The organism is Silvimonas sp. JCM 19000 (assembly GCF_054652575.1).
In genome coordinates, this window is record NZ_BAAIHC010000001.1 from 194,218 (window position 1) to 213,214 (window position 18,997).

General features: G+C 58.9%; 17 protein-coding genes. 16 read left to right on the forward strand and 1 reads right to left on the reverse strand.

The window, feature by feature from the left end; genetic code table 11:
* Position 1 precedes the first annotated feature (1 nt).
* The 15 genes from ACYQ1A_RS00890 to ACYQ1A_RS00960 all read left to right on the forward strand — a co-directional run bounded on the left by ACYQ1A_RS00890 (position 2) and on the right by ACYQ1A_RS00960 (position 16,949).
* Positions 2 to 553 carry a dTDP-4-dehydrorhamnose 3,5-epimerase family protein gene (locus ACYQ1A_RS00890; protein ID WP_062223466.1) on the forward strand — a complete coding sequence of 184 codons (552 nt, stop codon included), beginning with the start codon at positions 2 to 4 and terminating at the stop codon, positions 551 to 553.
* Positions 550 to 1,773 carry a methyltransferase domain-containing protein gene (locus ACYQ1A_RS00895; RefSeq protein ID WP_499359406.1) on the forward strand — a complete coding sequence of 408 codons (1,224 nt, stop codon included), beginning with the start codon at positions 550 to 552 and terminating at the stop codon, positions 1,771 to 1,773. Before ACYQ1A_RS00890 ends, ACYQ1A_RS00895 begins: the two co-directional genes overlap by 4 nt.
* On the forward strand, positions 1,770 to 2,891 hold the full coding sequence (locus tag ACYQ1A_RS00900) for a DegT/DnrJ/EryC1/StrS family aminotransferase (protein ID WP_499359408.1): 1,122 nt from the start codon (positions 1,770 to 1,772) through the stop codon (positions 2,889 to 2,891). Before ACYQ1A_RS00895 ends, ACYQ1A_RS00900 begins: the two co-directional genes overlap by 4 nt.
* Positions 2,892 to 2,895: 4 nt before the next feature.
* Complete coding sequence (locus tag ACYQ1A_RS00905) at positions 2,896 to 3,570, forward strand: NeuD/PglB/VioB family sugar acetyltransferase (protein ID WP_499359409.1); 675 nt, start codon at positions 2,896 to 2,898, stop codon at positions 3,568 to 3,570.
* A 39-nt stretch (positions 3,571 to 3,609) separates the two neighbouring features.
* The gene (locus ACYQ1A_RS00910; RefSeq protein ID WP_062223464.1) at positions 3,610 to 4,395 is read left to right on the forward strand and encodes a cephalosporin hydroxylase family protein; all 786 of its coding nucleotides are present in this window, start codon (positions 3,610 to 3,612) and stop codon (positions 4,393 to 4,395) included.
* 20 nt (positions 4,396 to 4,415) lie between these two features.
* Positions 4,416 to 9,257: a TIGR00180 family glycosyltransferase gene (locus ACYQ1A_RS00915; RefSeq protein WP_499359412.1), complete on the forward strand. Its 4,842-nt coding sequence runs from the start codon at positions 4,416 to 4,418 to the stop codon at positions 9,255 to 9,257.
* A 290-nt stretch (positions 9,258 to 9,547) separates the two neighbouring features.
* The gene (locus ACYQ1A_RS00920; protein WP_499359413.1) at positions 9,548 to 9,754 is read left to right on the forward strand and encodes a hypothetical protein; all 207 of its coding nucleotides are present in this window, start codon (positions 9,548 to 9,550) and stop codon (positions 9,752 to 9,754) included.
* 15 nt (positions 9,755 to 9,769) lie between these two features.
* Positions 9,770 to 11,392, forward strand: coding sequence for a flagellin N-terminal helical domain-containing protein (locus ACYQ1A_RS00925; protein WP_053938172.1), 1,623 nt, complete (start codon positions 9,770 to 9,772; stop codon positions 11,390 to 11,392).
* Positions 11,393 to 11,499: 107 nt separating this feature from the next.
* On the forward strand, positions 11,500 to 11,892 hold the full coding sequence (locus ACYQ1A_RS00930; RefSeq protein WP_499359415.1) for a flagellar protein FlaG: 393 nt from the start codon (positions 11,500 to 11,502) through the stop codon (positions 11,890 to 11,892).
* Between the two features lie 122 nt (positions 11,893 to 12,014).
* Positions 12,015 to 14,159, forward strand: a complete 2,145-nt coding sequence (gene fliD, locus ACYQ1A_RS00935) for a flagellar filament capping protein FliD (RefSeq protein ID WP_499359417.1) — start codon at positions 12,015 to 12,017, stop codon at positions 14,157 to 14,159.
* A 40-nt stretch (positions 14,160 to 14,199) separates the two neighbouring features.
* Positions 14,200 to 14,685 (forward strand): flagellar export chaperone FliS, encoded by a 486-nt coding sequence (gene fliS / locus ACYQ1A_RS00940; RefSeq protein WP_499359418.1) that lies wholly within the window; start codon positions 14,200 to 14,202, stop codon positions 14,683 to 14,685.
* Positions 14,672 to 14,995, forward strand: a complete 324-nt coding sequence (locus ACYQ1A_RS00945) for a flagellar protein FliT (RefSeq protein ID WP_499359420.1) — start codon at positions 14,672 to 14,674, stop codon at positions 14,993 to 14,995. The genes fliS and ACYQ1A_RS00945 overlap by 14 nt, the downstream gene beginning before the upstream one ends.
* 63 nt (positions 14,996 to 15,058) lie before the next feature.
* On the forward strand, positions 15,059 to 15,475 hold the full coding sequence (locus ACYQ1A_RS00950) for a DUF2802 domain-containing protein (protein WP_499359421.1): 417 nt from the start codon (positions 15,059 to 15,061) through the stop codon (positions 15,473 to 15,475).
* 12 nt (positions 15,476 to 15,487) lie between these two features.
* Positions 15,488 to 16,639, forward strand: a complete 1,152-nt coding sequence (fliK, locus tag ACYQ1A_RS00955) for a flagellar hook-length control protein FliK (protein WP_499359422.1) — start codon at positions 15,488 to 15,490, stop codon at positions 16,637 to 16,639.
* The gene (locus ACYQ1A_RS00960) at positions 16,620 to 16,949 is read left to right on the forward strand and encodes an EscU/YscU/HrcU family type III secretion system export apparatus switch protein (protein ID WP_499359423.1); all 330 of its coding nucleotides are present in this window, start codon (positions 16,620 to 16,622) and stop codon (positions 16,947 to 16,949) included. Before fliK ends, ACYQ1A_RS00960 begins: the two co-directional genes overlap by 20 nt.
* Positions 16,950 to 16,954: 5 nt before the next feature.
* On the opposite strand, the gene ACYQ1A_RS00965 is transcribed toward ACYQ1A_RS00960, so the two are convergent.
* Positions 16,955 to 18,304 (reverse strand): sodium-dependent transporter, encoded by a 1,350-nt coding sequence (locus ACYQ1A_RS00965; RefSeq protein WP_499359425.1) that lies wholly within the window; start codon positions 18,302 to 18,304, stop codon positions 16,955 to 16,957.
* Positions 18,305 to 18,544: 240 nt separating this feature from the next.
* Here ACYQ1A_RS00965 and ACYQ1A_RS00970 point away from each other — a divergent pair, with 240 nt between their 5' ends.
* Positions 18,545 to 18,979 carry a hypothetical protein gene (locus tag ACYQ1A_RS00970; RefSeq protein ID WP_499359427.1) on the forward strand — a complete coding sequence of 145 codons (435 nt, stop codon included), beginning with the start codon at positions 18,545 to 18,547 and terminating at the stop codon, positions 18,977 to 18,979.
* Positions 18,980 to 18,997 lie beyond the last annotated feature (18 nt).

Genomic DNA, 18,997 nt, shown 5'->3' on the forward strand with positions numbered 1-18,997 from the left:
CATGCTGATTACGCCGTTGCCGATTGCCGGGGCAGTGCTGCTGACCACCGAGCGCCGTGGCGATACGCGTGGCAGTTTCGGCCGCTGGTATGGCGAAGACGAACTGGGCGACTGGCTGGGTGGCCAGCATATCGTGCAGATCAACCATTCCTTCAGCGCGCGCCAGGGCACGGTGCGTGGCCTGCATTTTCAGCATGCGCCGCAAGCCGAACTCAAAATCGTGCGTTGCCTCAGCGGCCAGGTATGGGATGTGTTTCTCGACCTGCGCCGTGGATCGCCTACCTTTATGCAATGGCACGCCGAATTGCTGGATGGCCAGCATGATCGGGCCTTGCTGATTCCGCCCGGATGCGCACACGGTTTTCAGACGCAATCCGATGCCGTGCAGATGCTGTATCTGCACACTGCTTTTTATACGCCCGAGCTGGAAGGCGCGGTGCGCTACGACGACCCGCGTGCGGCCATTGCTTGGCCGCTGCCCATTACCGAATTGTCGGCCCGCGACCAGGCCAACCCTTTGCTATCGCCGGATTTTGACGGAATCACATTATGAAATGCCGCCATTGCGCTCACGAACTTGAGCTGGATCTGGTTGATCTGGGCTTCTCGCCGCCCTCCAACGCCTATCTGACGCAGGCGCAATTGTCCGAGCCTGAAATCCACTATCCATTGCGCGTCAAGGTGTGCCAGCACTGCTGGCTGGTGCAGACCGAAGACTTTGCCCGCCACGATTTATTGTTCAGCTCCGATTACGCGTATTTTTCATCGACCAGCAGCAGCTGGCTGGCGCATGCCGATGCCTATGTGGCCAAAATGGTGGAACGCCTCGGGCTGACCACGCAGTCGCATGTGGTGGAAGTGGCCGCCAATGATGGCTATCTGCTGCGCTATGTGCAGGCGCGCGGGATTCCCTGTCTGGGCGTGGAGCCTACCGCCAGCACAGCTGCCGCCGCGCGCAAACTGGGCCTGAATATCGAAGAAGTGTTTTTTGGCAGCGAAACCGCGCGCCGCTTGCGCGAACAATACGGCGCGGCTGATCTCATGGTGTCCAACAACGTGTTGGCGCACGTGCCCGATATCAACGACTTTGTGCAGGGCTTCAAGATCTTGCTGGCCGAGCACGGCACCTGGACGATTGAATTTCCGCATCTGTTTAATCTGTTGCGCCATTCGCAATTCGACACGATTTATCACGAGCATTTTTCGTATCTGTCTTTGCTGGCGGTGGAACACGTCTTGGGTGCGGCCGGTTTGCGCGCCTATGACGTCGAAGCCTTGCCCACGCACGGCGGCAGTCTGCGCATTTACGCCTGCCACGCCCATGCCGCATTTGCCGAGACCGAAGCGCTGATCGCCATGCGCGCCGAAGAAGAAGAGGCGGGCCTGAATACCGCCGCGGCCTACGCGGATTTTCAGGCGCATGTAAAACGCGTGCGGACCGATTTTGTGCAGTTTCTACTGGATTGCCAGCGCGAAGGCCGCACCGTCGCCGCTTATGGCGCAGCCGCCAAAGGCAATACGCTGCTTAATTACGCCGGCGTAAATAAGGAATGGCTGCCGCTGGTGGCCGATGCCGCCGCGTCCAAACAAGGCAAGTTTTTGCCGGGCAGCCATATTCCGATTGTCTCGCCCGAGGCCTTGCTGGCGACCAAGCCCGATACCGTCATCATCCTGCCGTGGAATCTGCAGGCCGAGGTGATGCAGCAACTGGCCATCATCCGCGAATGGGGTGGGCGCTTTGTGGTGGCTATTCCGGAGGTGCGCGTGCTATGAGCCAGGATCGCATTCTGTATACCAAGCCGTCGATCACCGAGCTGGAAGTGCAATACGCCACCGACGCCGCCGCCCATGGCTGGGGCGAGCATTGCTATGACTATCTCAACCGTTTTGAGCGCGAGTTCGCCGCGTGCATGGGCGTGCCGCATGCGCTTGCCACCTCCAGTTGCACCGGCGCCATGCATATGGGGTTGGCCGCGCTGGATATAGGTGCGGGTGACGAGGTGATTCTGGCCGACACCAACTGGATTGCCACGGTTGCGCCCATCGTCCACGTCGGCGCCACGCCGGTGTTTGTCGATGTGCTGGCCGATAGCTGGTGTATCGACCCGCAAGCCGTGCGCGCCGCCATTACCCCGCGCACCAAAGCGATTGTGGCAACGCATCTGTACGGCAATCTGTGCGCGCTGGATGAGCTGGCGGCGCTGGCCGAACAGCATGGCCTGGCGCTGATCGAAGATGCGGCCGAAGCCATCGGCTCGGTTTATCACGGTCGCCGCGCCGGGGCCAGCGCGCGCTTTGGCGTGTTCTCGTTTCATGGCACCAAAACCATGACCACGGGCGAGGGCGGCATGTTTGTCACGTCCGATTCCGACCTGTACGAGCGCGTGCTGACGCTGAGCAACCACGGCCGCAAACGCGGCGAGACCAAACAATTCTGGCCGTCCGAAGTCGGCTTTAAATACAAGATGTCCAACCTGCAAGCCGCCTTGGGCTGCGCCCAACTCAGTCGCATCGACGAGTTGGTGCGACGCAAGCGCGAGGTATTCCAGCATTACCAGCAACGGCTGCAGCCGTATGTGGACAAAGGCGTGCTGGCAATCAACCCCGAGGCCGCCGACACGCAAAACGGCTACTGGATGCCGACGGTGGTGTTTGCCAGCGCCACCGGCATTACGCGCGAACGTTTGCAACAGGCGTTTAAAACCGAAGACATCGATGCGCGCGTCTTTTTTAGCCCGCTATCCAGCACGCCGTCATTCAGCCCGGTGCCCAGCAATACGCTGGCCTATGACTTGCCCCAGCGCGCCATTAATCTACCCAGTTATCACGATCTGACCGAGCCGCAAATTGCGCGCGTGGTGGCGTGTTTGCTGAGTGTGTTGCCGGATTAAAGCGATGAAGCAAATCCTGCTATTGGGCGCCAATAATCCGGAATCGCCGCGCATGCTCAAACGCGTGCGCGAAGCCACCGGCGCGCAATTTGCCGGTTATATTGATAATGACCCGGCCAAAGCAGGCACCGATTTTTATGGCCTGCCCATTTTTGGCGGCTTTGAGGTTTTGCCGCGCTTTAGTCCGCAAGACTATGACTTTGTAAATCTGATTTCCGGCGATTGCCACACCCGGCATAACACCACGCAAACACTGCGCAATGCCGGCTTTGCACTGGCCAATTTGATCCATCCGCAGATTGATCTGGACATGGTGCAATTGGGTCACGGCATTTATTTGCGCGAAGGTGTGGTCGTGCAGGCGGGCGTGCAGCTGGCCGATAACGTCTGCATGCATATGGGCGCGCTGATCGGCCACGAAACCACCGTGGGTGTATCCAGCTTTATTGCCCCGGGCGTAAATGTGTGTGGCCTGGTGCAGATTGGCAAAGGCGTATTTATCGGGGCGGGGGCGACCATCATGCCGCGCCTCAAGATTGGGGATTGGGCCATTATTGGCGCGGGCGCATTGGTCAACAGAGATGTGCCTGCCGGCGCCGTGATGGTGGGTAATCCGGCGCGCGTGCTTAAAACCCGCGATATTGCAGCATTGAACAACAGCAGCGTGGGCGATTGTTAAACAACGCCTCGCCACGCATCAGGCACGGAGACCGCCACAATGGCAGAAGATTTGCACGCCCAGTTTGCAGCAGAACGCCAACGCGATATCGCCGCACAGGGCCAAGACCCGGCCATGCACCAGTTGGGCGTCGATTTTGTGGTACGCACCCAGGCGTATAAATACACCTATAACTTCAGCGCGCTGGGGCGGCCGATTATCCAGTTGCCGCAAGATATGGTGGCGATGCAGGAACTGATCTGGCAGATCAAACCCGATCTGATTATCGAAACCGGCATTGCCCGTGGCGGCTCGCTGATACTCAGCGCATCAGTATTGGCGCTGATCGATTATTGCGAGGCGGTGGAACAAGGTACGGTGCTCGACCCCAAGGCCAGCAAGCGGCACGTGATCGGCATCGACATCGATATCCGCGCGCATAATCGCGCCGCCGTTGAGGCGCATCCGCTGGCGCACAAGATCACCATGGTGCAAGGCTCATCGATTGCCGCCGAGACCGTGGCCAAAGTGCGCCAACTGGCACAGGGCTATAAAACCGTATTGGTGTGTCTGGATTCCAATCACACGCATGCGCATGTGCTGGACGAATTAAACGCTTATGCCGATCTGGTCACGCCGGGCAGCTATTGCGTGGTCTTCGATACCATTGTGGAAGATATGCCCGCCGGGTCTTATCCCGATCGACCGTGGGATATCGGCGACAATCCCAAAACCGCAGTGCACGCCTTTTTGCCGCAACACCCCGAATTCAGCATCGACCGCAGCATTCAAGACAAATTGCTGCTAACGGTGGCGCCCGATGGCTATCTGAAACGCGCACTCTGAAATACCCCTCAGGATTCTAAATGATCGATACCGGCCCACTGTTAACCCTGGTGATGCTGACGCACAATCGCCCGCGCTTTATGGCGCGCGCGATTCGCCATTACGCCAATATGCCGTACCTGCTGTTGGTGATGGATTCGTCGCCCGAAAGCAATGCCGAAGCGGCCGCGCAATACGCTAATGCCAATGTCAGCTATCAGCACTGCCCGGAATTTGCCTATGGCGCGATCATGCAGAAGATCCGCAAAGGCGTGGATCTGGTGCAAACGCCGTATCTGGCCTTTGTGACCGATGACGACTTTCTAACCCATGAAGGCCTGCACGAAAGCGCGGCCTTTTTGCAGCAGAACGACGATTACGCCATTTGCCATGGTTACTGCCTGATGTATCTGGCCGATGGCGAACGCGTGCATTACTTCTTGCGCGATCGCAAGGTGATGGAAGAGCACTCGGCCGATCTGAGTGTGTCGCGCATTCTGTCGTTTATGGATAACTTTATCCCGCCGTTTTATGCGGTTATCCGCACGCCGGTGGCGCTGGAGTGGTATCACGCCATTCCCGATGATATCCGCTGGGAATTCAACGAATTTGGCCACGCTTTCCATTTGCTGATGGCGGGCAAGGCGCGCTTGCTGCCGCTGCCGTATGTAATCCGCGAACTGAATTACCCGGCCTCGGATCATCAAACCGATTTGCTGACCGCCTTGCACGATCCGGCTTTTGCGCCGGAAGACAAAGCCGCATTCTTTAACTGGCTGGCCAACTTGTACGTGCAGCTGGAGCCGGACCGCAGCCATAAAGACGCATTGCAAGTGGTGCAACAGGCGGCGCGCACGCTGGTGCAATGTCTGGGCACTAATAAATCGTTGACCGTGCAGGAGATTTTCTATTCGGAATGGCCGGATATGCGCGGCGCGCCGGATTGGAGTTTTACGCCTAAGCAATATGTGGAAATGCCGTTTTATAACGCGCCATTCTTCCGTTATCTGGGCCAGATTGATTTGCTGTTGCGCGCCATGCCCGCGGGCAAACTGCAATTGCAGGAATTGAAGCCGAAGCTGGATGAGCAAGAACTGGAAATCTCGCGCGCATCGGTGGCGGAACTGAGCGGCGATGCTGAAGGCGCGCGGATTGCGCTGGAAAAAGTCATCACGCAAAACCCGTTCCATATCCGCGCCTTGTGTGCGCTGTATACCCTGCTGGTGCGCCACGGCCAGGCAGAGCGCGCCGAACCACTGCGGCACTGGGCGCGGCGGCTGGACCCGCATGCGCCGGTGGTGCGCGCGCTGGATCAACCCTTGCTGCCCGCCGCCACCAGCGCAGCCATCGAAAACGCCACGCCTGTGGTCGCCGCCGCAGCGGTGGGCCAGCGCGAGGCCGACGCCGCGCTGCCCGAACTGCCAGCCGAAGAATTGCCAGCCACGCCGCCTGCGGTGGTGCGCCATCGCATCGCCGTGGTCTGCCATTTGTATTACCCCGATATATGGCCCGAACTGGTGACGACGCTCAAACGCATCAAAGTGCCGTTTGATCTGATCATTACCACCACGGCGGAACAGCGCCAGGAGGTGCTGGACCGCGTGGATGCCGAATATCCGCAAGCGCGCATTTATCTGGTGGAAAACCGGGGCAGGGACGTTGGCCCGCTGTTCAAGCTGCTGGATTACGAGCCGCTGCAGGATTACGACCTGGTCTTGAAGCTGCACACCAAAAAGTCGTTGCACCAGGCCGAAGGGCATGGCGACGCGTGGCGCGCAGAATTGTACGGTGGACTGGTGCCACCCGATGGCATAGGCAGCGTGCTGGCGTTCTTTGATGCGCACCCCGATGTGGGCCTGGCAGGCACCACTGGGTCGCTCTGCAGCGCCGCGCGCGTGGCCGGATCGCGCGGGGAAAATCTGCCGGGCACACGCGAATGGGCGGCCAAACTGGGCCGCGACCCCGACGATCTGGAATACCTGTTCGTCGCGGGCAATATGTTCTGGGCGCGCGGTTTGCTGTTTGCCGCGTTGCGCGAATTGCGGGTGACGCAAGAGGACTTCGACGACGAGCAGGGCCAGGTGGACGGTACGCTGGCGCACATCATGGAACGCGTGTTGCCGTTGGTGGCCGATCTGGTGGGTCTGAAAACCGCCGCGCTGCCGCTGCCGGCTTTGCCCGCCAACGTGCACACGCCCGTGGCCGTGACTGCGCCGTATGAACAATGGCTGCTGCAGCGCGCATTTACCCTGAACGAAGCGCATCTGATTGACGCGCGCCGCAACCAGCTGCCGCCGCAACCGCTGCGGCTGTATATCGTCGATCGTCTCGGCAATATGGCGGCGGTGGCGACTTCGCTGACTTCGCTGGCTGAGCAATATCACAAGCCGGTGCAAGCGGTGATTGTGTCGCCATTGCCCAATCCCGATCCGAGCAGCCAGAGCGGCATCGGTTGGCTGCAAGGCAGTGGCGCATACGCCGATTTATTGGCCGATGCCCAGCACGCCAACGCGGCATGGGTGGGCTTTATCGAAGCCGGTGACCGCCTGACGCGTGAAGGCGTGTTGCTGGGCCTGGTGCAGGCGGCGGTGCAACCCGAGTGGCAATTGCTGTATTGGGACGATGACTGGCTGCATGAAAACGGCGCGCCCGACATGCCGCGCCTGAAGCCGGACTTCAGCCCCGATCTGCTGCGCGCCATGCCTTATGCCGATGGCGTGGTGGTGGCGCGGCTGGGCGCCTTGCAACAAGCGCTGGCCTTGGGGCCGTTAGAGGCGGGCGCCGAACAGAATGATCTGATCTGCCGCGTGTATGAACAGCATGGCATCAAGGCCATCGCGCATATCGCCGAGCTGGGCGTGCATCTGGCGCAGTGGCCGTGGCGCGGGCTGGACGAGCCGAACCGCGCCGCCGCGTTTGCGCGCGTGATTCGCGATCACCTGGCACGCAGCGGCCAGGCCGCCACGTTGGAACCAGGGCTGATTGGCGGCACGCTGAACGTGCGTTACGAGCATCCGACTGCGCCGTTGGTGAGTATCCTGATTCCCACCAAAGACCAGTTCAGCATGATTTCGCGCTGTGTCACCAGTCTGATCGAACACAACGCCTATCCGCTGTTTGAAATTCTGGTCATCGACAACAACACCAGCGAGCCGGATGCGGTGGCGTTTCTGGATGGCCTGGTCGCGCTCAACAATCCGCAAATCCGCGTGCTGCGCTATCCGCAGCCGTTCAACTTCTCGGCCATGAACAATATGGCCGCGCGTGAGGCCAGGGGCGAATACCTGCTGCTGCTGAATAACGATACGGCGGCCATCCAGAACAACTGGCTGGAAGAACTGGTGCGCATCGCGCTGCGCCCCGATGTCGGCATGGTTGGCCCGCGTTTGTTGTATCCGGATGGACGTATCCAGCATGCAGGCGTGGTGCTGGGCTTGCGTGGCCCGGCCGATCATCCCTTTATCGGCATGAACCGCGATGAACGCGGTTATATGAATCGGCTACAAGTCACGCAGAACTATTCGGCAGTGACGGCCGCGTGCGCATTGATCCGTACTTCGCTGTATCACGCCGTCGGCGGCATGGACGAGACGGCGTTCAAGGTGTCGTACAACGACGTGGATTTGTGTTTGAAGGTGCGGGCGGCGGGCTATCTGATTGTGTTTACGCCGCATGTGAGCGTGCTGCACGAAGGCAGCGTCAGCCAGCGCCAGGTGGATCCGGCGGCGGCGCAAGCCAAAGCCGAGCGTTTCCGCGGCGAGCAGGACGAAATGCTCAAACGCTGGTTGCCGCAACTGGCGCTGGACCCGTATTACAACCGCAGCCTGCTGTTACACGGCAACGGCTTTGAGCTGGATCAGCGCCGCCCGGTGACCTTCCAGCCCATCAGCTGGACGCCGCCGTTGCGCATCATGTCGCATCCGGCCGATGTGATGGGCTGTGGCAACTACCGCATCATGCAGCCGTGGAATGCGCTGGAAGCCGCGGGCATGATCAGCGGCGTGGTGTCGATGGAGTTGCTCAATCCGCTGGATTTGCGCCGGATTGATCCGGATGTGCTGGTATTCCAGCGCCAGATTACTGAAGAGCAGATCGGCTTTATGGCGCGCTCGGCGCAGTTCCAGCGTGCGTATCGCATTTATGAGCTGGATGACTATCTGCCCAATCTGCCAATCAAGAGCCTGCACCGGCACCATATGCCGAAGGACATCTTGCGCTCCTTGCGCCGCGCGGTGCAGTTGACCGATCGCTTTGTGGTCAGCACCGAGCGGCTGGCTGAGGCGTATTCCGATCTGCACAACAATTTTCATGTGGTGCATAACTATCTGCCGCCCGCGTGGTGGGGCAATCTGCCGCCGCAGCGCAGCCGCGGCGCCCGGCCGCGCGTGGGTTGGGCCGGCGGCATCAGCCACACCGGCGATCTGGAGCTGATTGTTGATGTGGTGCGCGAGTTTGCCGGCACTGTGGATTGGGTGTTCTTTGGCATGTGCCCGGACAAGCTGCGGCCCTATATTGCCGAGTACCACGAAGGCGTGCCGATAGACCGTTATCCAGCCAAACTGGCCAGCCTTAAGCTCGACCTGGCGCTGGCTCCGCTGGAGCACAATGTTTTCAATGAATGTAAGAGTAATCTGCGTTTGCTGGAATACGGCGCCTGCGGTTTCGCCACCATTTGTACCGATATCGTGCCCTACCAGGGCGACCTGCCCGTGACGCGCGTGCGCAACCGGCACAAGGACTGGGCCGACGCCATCCGCATGCATCTGGCCGATCTGGACGCCACATGGGCAGCCGGCGACGCGCTGCGCGAAGCCGTGCTAAGTCGCTGGATGCTGCAGGGCGACAATCTGGGCAAATGGCTAAAAGCGTGGAGCCCGGACTAAGCCGCAATCGCATAGGGTGGGTCACGACCCACCGCCCAAAGCCATAGAGCGCAGCCATTGCGTAACATTCGTCGGCTTTGAATGGTGGGTCGTGACCCACCCTATGCAAACGCAGCCACAGAATAGGGTGGGTCGTGACCCACCACCCAAAGCCGTGGAGCGCAGCCATTCGCGTAACGTTTGTCGGCTTTGTATGGTGGGTCGTGACCCACCCTATGCGCGGCAAACGGGTTTGGTGATCAAAAATGGTGGATTAGCCCAGGACTGCACCTGGGTTCATGCGCTTTTGCATGAAAGCTTCTCAAGTTTTTTGGGCTGTTACCGATACATGGCTTACAGGCAAGGGGAACGTTCATCGGCGTTTTTCTGCCGGGCAATCGTTAATCACCGGCGAAACAATTTTTTTCGCATTTTTAACTAAAGAACGTTCAAGGCTTGTCGATAAGTGTTTCAAGGGCGCTGTGTTGCGTCTGAAACTCAAGCAGATATGCCTCTAAGAGGAGCAATACACCATGTCAATGGTCATCAATACAAACGTCGCGTCACTGGACGCACAGCGTAACCTGTCCAATTCCCAATCGTCGTTGAGCACGTCGCTGCAACGTTTGTCTTCTGGCCTGCGCATTAACAGCGCCAAGGACGATGCAGCTGGCCTGGCCATTTCGGCTCGCTTCACGTCGCAAATCAACGGTATGGATCAGGCCACCCGTAACGCCAACGACGGCGTTTCGCTGTCGCAGACCGCTGAAGGCGCGCTGGGCGATATGGGCGATATGGTTCAACGTATTCGTCAGTTGGCCGTGCAGTCGGGTAACGCCACCAACTCCACGTCTGACCGTCAGGCACTGAACGCCGAAGTGAACCAGCTGGTTTCCGAAATGGACCGCACGGCCACGACCACCCAGTTCAACGGCCAGAACCTGTTTGACGGCAGCTTTACCGCTGCTGTGTATCAAGTCGGCGCCAACGCCAACCAGACCATCACCGCAACCACCGCTAACTTCCGTACCAACCAGTACGGTACTTATCAAATGGGCGGCGGCCTGGGTACCGGCGAACTGGCCATCACTTCTGAAGTGTCCGGCTCCACCGAAGGCGCTGTGGGCGCGACCGGTACCGTTGCGGTCAGCAACGCGGTAGTGACTTCCAGCGGCACGATGTCGATCAACGGCAAGTCGATTTCCGTGTCGGGCACCGACATGGCTTCCGACGTGGCTGCCAAGATCAACGCGGCTAACACCGGTGTTAAAGCAACTGCACGTACTGAAGTTGATCTGTCGTTCGGTTCGGGCTCGTACAGCCTGGCCCTGGCTTCGAACAACAACACCTACGTCGGCGTGGCCTTCAGCGTGACGTCTTCGGTTTCGGGTCAAGCTCCGACCGCTTCCGATTACAACCAGGCTGTAAACGCGTTCAACGCACAACAATCGCAAACGGGTGTTGTGGCTCAGCTGTCGTCCTTCACGGACAACACCGGCGCCGTCACCTACGGTATCAAACTGACCAACGATTCTGGCACCAACATCCAGATGACTTCGGCCAGCGGCGTATCGAGCGGCTTCGGCGGTTCGGTGACCCAGTACAACCTGGATACCACCAACTCCACCGGCAACAACCAGTACACCACCGGTACCGCACTGACCAGCGCAGCAGGTTCGGGCAGCTTTACCTTCGGTGGCCAGGTGGTGTTGAACTCGGCTAACTCGTACTCGGTAACCACCAGCGGCGCAGGCTTTGCTTCTGGCGTATTCACCACCAAGAACAGCGATGGCACCATCAACGCTTCGTTCACTTCGGGTGCTGTGAACACTGCAGAACTGAAGACCGTGCAAAGCCTGGATGTGTCGACGGTAGACGGCGCCACTCAAGCACTGCGTATTGCGGACGATGCACTGTCGTACATCGACTCGCAACGCGCTCAGTTGGGTGCTCTGCAAAGCCGCTTTACCTCCACCATCTCGAACCTGTCCACGACGTCCGAGAACCTCTCGGCCGCACGTAGCCGGATTCAGGATACGGACTTTGCGTCGGAAACCGCGAGCTTGACCAAGTCGCAGATTCTGCAACAAGCGGGCACCGCGATGCTGTCGCAAGCCAACTCGCTGCCGCAAAGCGTACTGAGCCTGCTGAAGTAAGCGCCAGCGCTGACTGAAGCAACGCCCTGGGGCAACCCGGGGCCGCAATACCGCCCCGATGCAGCTGGTTCTGCCTCGGGGCTTTCCGCGTAACAGGAGACACGATCATGCAGATCCCGTCCGCTAGTGCCGCCGTTGCCCTTGTGCCCACACCCACTGCCTCGGGTGCTTCCGCTAGCGCCACGCCTACGCCGCCGATTCTGGGCAGCGCCAGCAGTGCCAGCAGCGGCAGCGCACAACCGCTCGATCCCACCGCCAAAGCAAGTGCCAGCGCCACGTCCACCCAGGACGCAGTCGACAAACTGAACGAAGCGCTCAAACAGTATTCCAAGACCAGTACGCTGGAATTCACGGTGGATGACGCCACCCAAATGCGTCTGGTCAAAGTCATCGATACCCAATCGAAAGAAGTGATCCGCCAGATTCCATCCGAAGAAGCGGTACAGATCGCCACCGCGATCGATAAATTTCAGGGCTTGTTGATTAAAGATTCGGCCTGACCGGTCGATAAACAGGTATCGCCGCGCGCCGCTGTTCTTATTGAGAATGGCGCCTTCGCGTTACGCTTAATGCAAGCTACAGTGGCTTCACGGTATGATGAGTCGCTGCCAAGGAGTGCCGTATGACATCGAGTGTTAGCAGTTCCAGCCCTACACCGACCCCGACGCCCACGCCGTCGACCTCGACGACCAGTTCGGGTCTGTCGTCCAGTTCCAATCTGGGCGCAATTACGTCTATGGGTATCGGCTCGGGCATCGATGTGTCCGGCATCATTTCGCAGTTGATGGCGGTGGAACAACAACCGCTGACCGTGTTGCAGAAAAAAGAAGCCAGCTACCAGGCGCAAGTCAGCGCGCTGGGCACGCTGCAAAGTTCCATGTCGGATTTCCAGACCGCCGTTAAAGCGCTGTCTGATCCCACCAAGCTGCAAACCACCACCGCCACGCTGGGTAATACCTCGGTGGGTACCGCCACCGCCGACAGCACCGCACAAGTGTCCAGCCATTCCTTGTCGGTGACCTCGCTGGCGTCAAACCAGGTGCTGGCTTCAGCGCGCTACACTAATACCACCGACCCGGTCGGCACCGGCTCGTTGACGATTGCGTTTGGCTCGTACGACAGCACCAAGGGCTTTACCGCCAACACCAGCGCCAGTTCGTTTACCGTCAATATTGATAGCAGCAACAACAACATCTTTGGTGTGCGCGATGCGATCAACTCCGCCAACAAAGGCGTAACCGCCAGCGTCATCAACGACGGCACCGGTTTCCGCCTGGTGATGAGTTCCAACAACACCGGCGCCTCCAACAGCCTCAAAATCACCTCGTCCGATACCACCGGCACCGGTCTGTCCAAGCTGACCTATGATCCGGCTTCGACCACCAATACCGTGTCGCAGACCCAGGCCGCCAGCGATGCATCGTTCTCGGTGGATGGCGTGGCCATTACCAAGGCCAGCAACACGGTCAGCGATGTTATTCCGGGCGTTACGCTTAATCTGACCGGCACAACCGGCACCACGCCGACCACACTCACTGTGGGCGTCAATACCGACGACCTGGTCAAAAAAGTACAAGCGATGGTCGATGCGTATAACTCGACCATGGACCAGCTCAATACGCTGACCGGCTACGATGCCACCACCGGTGCATCGGGCATCCTTAACGGCCAGACTTCGCTGAACAGCATCAAGACCTCGCTGCGCGCGGTGTTCAACCAGTCCCTCGGCACCACCAACTCGATCCAGTCGCTGTACGACGTGGGTTTGAGCTTTGGTACCGGCAGCGTGTCGTCCACTGGCACGGTGACCCAGGATGCCAGCAAGGCAGGGGTGTTGAACCTCGATACCGACAAACTGAAAGCGGCCATTACCGCCAATCCGACCGCACTGGCAGGTTTGTTTGCCACGGCCGGCAGCACCAGCAAGCCCGGCGCGGTGACATTCAAGGCATCCAGCAGCCAGACCCAACCGGGTACGTATCCGATTTTTGTGAGCAAGGCCGCCACCCAGGGCTCCGTGTCGGGCCCGGCGCTGGATAGCTCGACCGGTTTTCCCGTCACCATAGACAGCAACAACGCCAGCTTCAGCGTAGGCCTGGATGGCGTGCAATCGGGCGAAATCAAATTGACCGAAGGCACGGTCTACAACTCGGCCGCCGATCTGGCCGCCGCGATGCAGACCGCCATTAACAACGATAGCCAGCTTAAAGCGGCGGGTGTGTCGGCCTCGGTGGCCTATGACACCACCACCGGCGCAATGAAATTCACCTCGAACTCGTTTGGCTCAACCTCGAATATCCAGGTAAACGGTACCTCGCCCAATTCAGCTTCGATCGGCTTGGGCTATACCGCAGTAAGTACCGGCTCTGACGCAGTGGCCACCATCGGCGGCCAACCGGCCAAGGCAGTGGGTAACGTGCTGACCGGTACGGGCGCAGCCGCAGGCATGATTGTGACGTTGAGCGGGGGTTCGGTGGGCGATATGGGTACGGTTTCGTTCAGCCAGGGCTTTGCCTATCGGCTGAATGCGGCAATTACCTCGATGTCGTCGACCACGGGGGTGTTTACCACCGTGACCGCCGCATTGAACAAGTCGATTACCGGCATGCAGACGCAAGAAGCACAAATGCAAACGCGGCTGACCTCGATCCAGGCCAACTATGTCACGCAATTTACGGCCATGGATACGTTGATTGGTCAGCTCAAGTCCACCAGTAGTTATCTGACGCAACAGCTGGCCAACTTGCCGGGTGTGTCGTCGTCTTAAGCGGTCTGGACTTTAATGCAGTCGAAAATGGAGGTGCGGCATGAGCTATGCCGTTAAAAAGGCGCTAAAGCAATACGGTGACAACAGTCTGGATGTGGCGGTCGAATCGGCCAGCCCGCTCAAGCTGGTGGTCATGCTGTACGAAGGCGCTATCAAGGCGGTCGGGCTGGCCCGGTACCACATGGAAGCGGGGCATATTCCCGATAAAGGCAAGGCGATCAGCCATGCCATCTCCATCATCGACCAGGGCTTGCGCCAGTCGCTGGACAAATCCAAAGGTGGCGATCTGGCCGAGAACCTCGACCAGTTGTATCGCTACATGACTGAACAACTGTTGTTGGCGAATATCCACAACAAGCTCGAAACGCTGGATCACGTTGGCAAATTGCTGGGTGAGCTCAAAGAAAGTTGGGATCAGATTGAAGCGGGTTCGCGCGCAGGCGCCCAGCCCGTGGCCGAGACGCCGCCGCCCGCGGCCGCCAACGCCAATAACGACCGTGGCACGCTGAGTTATGGCCGTGCCTGATCAAGGCAACGCCAAATACCAACAACTGTCGTCGACATGCCTGGCCATGATGCAGTGGGCGGCTAAAGAAAACTGGGAGGCTTTCTTGATGGAAGCCGAGCAGTACGTGAGCTTGAGCGCCGAACTGCACGACATCAACTGGCAGAGCATGCCGGTGGCCGAACGCGATGTGCTGGCCGAAACGCTGCGTAAAACCCAGGCGCAGATCGATAGTTTGTTGCCGCATGCCGAAGCACGGCGGACAGAGCTTGTCGGCACGCTGAGAAATTTGCAAAATAGCGCAAAAATGCGTCGTGCTTACGGCCCATGATAGCTAACCAGCTCAGAGCCGCTCACGCCGCACCGCATCCACCCCATGCGTTGAGAGGCGCGAGTGAACGGCATCCTCATTACCTGGCCGCAACTGCTGTATCTGGGACTCGTGCTCATCCTGTTTTATGTGGCCGAGTTGCTGCTGTTTTTGCGCCGCGCCAACGCGCCCGGATCAGCTTCGCGCCAACTCATCCTCCAGCTGGAAACCGCCCAGGCCGATATCCATGGCTTGCGCCAGGAACTTGAACTACTCAAGGTGCGCCTGGCCGCCGCGCAAGCCCAGCAAAGCTATTTACTACCGCAACCCGAGAAAGTGCCGTCTGGCGGCGCCGAAGCCAATGCCGAGACGCCGTACGCGCACGCCATCCGCATGGCACGCCAGGGCGCTGACGCCGCTGCCGTGGCGGAGGAATGCGGCATTTCACGCGGGGAGGCCGATCTGATCGTGGCGCTGTACCGCACCGAAGGTCACCGGTAAGGCGCGGGCGGTATGGTCTCGCAGAGTGGCCTGGGCGCGCTGATCAACCTGTACTCGGGCACGAGTAGCAGCGTTAACGAAGTCGCCAGTGCCCCGATCGAAGAAGCGCTGTTTGGCCTGGGCCAGCAAGTGCAGGGCACGGTGGCTGCCCAGCTGGGTAATGGCCGTTATGCCGTGCTGGTCAGCAATCAGTTGCTCGACCTCAACTTGCCGCAAGACACCCAGACCGGCGACAAACTCGATATGACCGTGATGGCGAAAGACCCACGGCTCACCTTTGCGCTGAACAGCCAGACCACCGGGCAGCCCACGCAAACCACCACGACGGCTGCCAATCCGCGCGCAAGCGGCGAGGCCCAACTGAGTGGCGCCAGCCGTTATCTGAACGATTTGCTCACCAGTGGTGACCCGGCGGCCAAATCGGCCAAGGCCACAGGTTTGACCCAATCGGAGCCCTTGTTCAACGGTACGCCCGATACCAGCAAACTGGCCGAGAAGCTGGGCCAGGCGCTGGGCCAGAGTGGTTTGTTCTACGAATCGCATCAGGCGGAATGGGCCACCGGCCAACGTACCCTGCAATCCTTGCAGCAAGAACCCCAAGCCACGCTGAGCAAAACCAGCGAAGCCAACGCCAATAGCGCCAAGGCTGAGGTGAATAGTCAGACGCTCAAACTGGCCGCTGATAGCAGCAGCCTGACCCAAGCCAGCGCCACGCCCGCCAGCAACACGACCCACGCGGTGGATCCGCAAAGCCTGTTGCGCAATCTGGTGCAACAGCAGCTCGACGTCATCGACCAACGCCCGATTATCTGGCAAGGCCAGGCGTGGCCGGGCCAGCCCATGCAATGGCAGCTGCAGGCCGAAAACGAGCGCGAAGGGGGCGGCATCCGCGAAACCGAGGCGCAACGCTGGAACACCACGTTATCGCTTGATTTGCCGAATCTGGGCAAAGTCTCGATTAATGCTTCGTTATCGCAAGGGCAATTCAGCCTGCAATTCCACGCCGCCAATCAAGAAACCGCGGCTGCACTCAAACAAGCGCAACCGCAGTTGTTCCAGCAGTTTTACGATGCCGGATTATTGCTGGGCAATACCCGCTTTGATGACGCGCTAAAAGACGCGCAGTCCGACACTTCAGGGCCCGATGCAACGCAAACCTCCTAATCGGCACGGCGCTTTACAGAACGCAGTGGCACTCGCTTATAACGAGGCCAGCGGTGCGCCGCGCGTGGTGGCAAAAGGCCGCGGTATTCTGGCTGAAACCATTATTGAAAAAGCCAGAGAGGCGGGCGTATTTGTGCACGAATCGCCTGAACTGGTTTCGATGTTGATGCAGGTTGATCTGGATCAGCGGATTCCGGCGCAGTTATATCGCGCCGTGGCTGAATTGCTGGCATTTGTGTATCTGGTGGAAAAGGGCGTCGATGCGCCGACGCCCAAATTAAGCCTGCCGGAAATGCCGGAAGAAAAATAAGCGCTTTAAATTACTTTCATGCCGCGCAAAAGCACAATCACAATCAGAATGGGCGAAACAAAGCGCACTACAAAGAAAATCGCTTTAACCAGCACCAGGTTGTTGAGCGTGCCTTGATTGGTCAATTGCGTCTGCACCCAGCGCGGCCCGATCACCCAGCCCACAAACAGGCAAATCAGCAAACCCCCCACCGGCAACAACACATTCGAGCTGACAAAGTCATACAAGCCAAACGCCGACAGCCCGAACAAGGTCGTGTGCGCCAGCACGCCTTGCGACAAAGCCGCCGGCACGCCCAATGCCGCAATCAGCAAGACGCTGCTCAAAGTGGCTTTACGACGACTCCATTGCAAGCGCTCGGTGATCATGGCGACCGGCACTTCCAGGATCGACAGAATCGCCCCCATCGAAGCAATTGCCGTCAGCACAAAAAACAGAATGGTAAAGACGGCGCCGCCGGGCAAACTGGCGAATACCGAGGGAATGGTCAGAAACACCAGGCCGGGGCCATCCGTAGGCTGGAAATGAAAAGTAAATACCGCCGGAAAAATCGCCATGCCGGCCAGCAAAGAAATACTTAAATCCGCCAGCATGACGCGGCCAGCCGTGGCCGGAATATTCTGGTTATCGCGGAAATAGCTGCCATAAGTAAGCATGGTGCCCATGCCCACCGACAGTTTAAAAAAGGCCAGGCCCACTGCCGTTAAAATCACCGCCGGGGTAATGCGGGAAAAATCCGGCGCAAACAAAAAATGCAAACCCGCAGCCGCACCCGGCAGCGTCAAACTGCGTACGCAGAGCAACAGCAACAACACAAACAACACCGGCATCAGTTTTTTGGTGACCGCCTCAATGCCTTTGGAAACGCCCAGCATGATAATGCCGCCGGCCAAAGCCAATACCAGCCATTGCCAGAATAAAGCCGAGCCCGGTGCGCTAATGGTCTGAGCGAATTGCGCTTGTGCCGCTGCCGCATCGCCATGAATCAAGGAACCGCTGATGGCCTTGGCGATATAGGCAAATACCCAGCCCGCCACTTCGGTGTAAAAACCGAGAATTAAAACCGCTGCCAGCAAGCCCATATAGCCAATGATTTGCCAGAACGGCTGCGTGGGCCGCAAACGCTCAAAGGCGGTCACCGCATTGGCGCGCGTGGCACGGCCGAGCATGGTTTCGGCAATCATCACCGGCAGGCCCAACAACAAAGTCGCCAGCAAATAAACCAGCAGAAAGCCAGCGCCACCATTGGTGCCGGTCAGATAAGGAAATTTCCAGATATTGCCCAGCCCCACCGCCGAGCCCAGCGTCGCGACCAGCACGCCAAATGTTGAAGTAAAACCGTCGCGTTGAGTCATATCGTCTTGCCAGCCCGGACGGCCAGCCCTTGCAAGGATGTGTTGGATTGCACGCTCCATCCTGGCCTGCCCGCAGCGCCTGTGCTCAACCTTTTGGGCTGGACGGCAGCGCGGCAAACCGATGGCACCTACCGCAAACGTGATAAGCCGCGGAGGCGCGATGATAAAGGGGATCACAGTGGCTGACTGTTGGGAATATCTACACCATGCAGCCTTGATCCAATCGGTGGCGGGTGGCCATTGAATGAGGTTGCCGGAACGATTAATCTGCCAGCGCCTGCATTGGGCAAAAACCGGATGGTCCTCACCATGGCGAGCGCGTATTCAGGCGTGGAAGTCATACGCTATTTATCGGGTCGTAACAGTCTGCTAGATGCGGCACTGACCAGCATGTGCTGGAAAGACGCGGATAGCGGAATGTTTATTGAACTGGTGTTCAAGGCAAGAGCGGGCGCTGATTACGCCATCGCGCGCCTGCGTTTTGACCAAGTGGCCGAAGCGGGCTTTTATCATTCGGATCAACATATATACGGCACTGTTGAGCATCTCAGATTAATTCGCGCTGAATCCGGCGAATTCTATTTATCGCTGGATCCAGATCCTGCCTGTAGTGGTATCTCTCGCAACGATCAGGATTTTGTGCGTGCAGGCCAGATCCGGCTGGTACTGGAATAGCGGAGCGGCGCCAGTATT

Coding starts and splice junctions, on each gene's coding strand:
- ACYQ1A_RS00905 (WP_499359409.1), top strand. CDS start 2,896: ATGAAGCAAATCCTGCTATTGGGCGCCAATAATCCGGAATCGCCGCGC.
- ACYQ1A_RS00925 (WP_053938172.1), top strand. CDS start 9,770: ATGTCAATGGTCATCAATACAAACGTCGCGTCACTGGACGCACAGCGT.
- ACYQ1A_RS00945 (WP_499359420.1), top strand. CDS start 14,672: ATGGCCGTGCCTGATCAAGGCAACGCCAAATACCAACAACTGTCGTCG.
- fliS (WP_499359418.1), top strand. CDS start 14,200: ATGAGCTATGCCGTTAAAAAGGCGCTAAAGCAATACGGTGACAACAGT.
- ACYQ1A_RS00890 (WP_062223466.1), top strand. CDS start 2: ATGCTGATTACGCCGTTGCCGATTGCCGGGGCAGTGCTGCTGACCACC.
- ACYQ1A_RS00915 (WP_499359412.1), top strand. CDS start 4,416: ATGATCGATACCGGCCCACTGTTAACCCTGGTGATGCTGACGCACAAT.
- ACYQ1A_RS00900 (WP_499359408.1), top strand. CDS start 1,770: ATGAGCCAGGATCGCATTCTGTATACCAAGCCGTCGATCACCGAGCTG.
- fliK (WP_499359422.1), top strand. CDS start 15,488: ATGGTCTCGCAGAGTGGCCTGGGCGCGCTGATCAACCTGTACTCGGGC.
- fliD (WP_499359417.1), top strand. CDS start 12,015: ATGACATCGAGTGTTAGCAGTTCCAGCCCTACACCGACCCCGACGCCC.
- ACYQ1A_RS00920 (WP_499359413.1), top strand. CDS start 9,548: ATGAAAGCTTCTCAAGTTTTTTGGGCTGTTACCGATACATGGCTTACA.
- ACYQ1A_RS00965 (WP_499359425.1), bottom strand. CDS start 18,304: ATGACTCAACGCGACGGTTTTACTTCAACATTTGGCGTGCTGGTCGCG.
- ACYQ1A_RS00910 (WP_062223464.1), top strand. CDS start 3,610: ATGGCAGAAGATTTGCACGCCCAGTTTGCAGCAGAACGCCAACGCGAT.
- ACYQ1A_RS00895 (WP_499359406.1), top strand. CDS start 550: ATGAAATGCCGCCATTGCGCTCACGAACTTGAGCTGGATCTGGTTGAT.
- ACYQ1A_RS00930 (WP_499359415.1), top strand. CDS start 11,500: ATGCAGATCCCGTCCGCTAGTGCCGCCGTTGCCCTTGTGCCCACACCC.
- ACYQ1A_RS00960 (WP_499359423.1), top strand. CDS start 16,620: ATGCAACGCAAACCTCCTAATCGGCACGGCGCTTTACAGAACGCAGTG.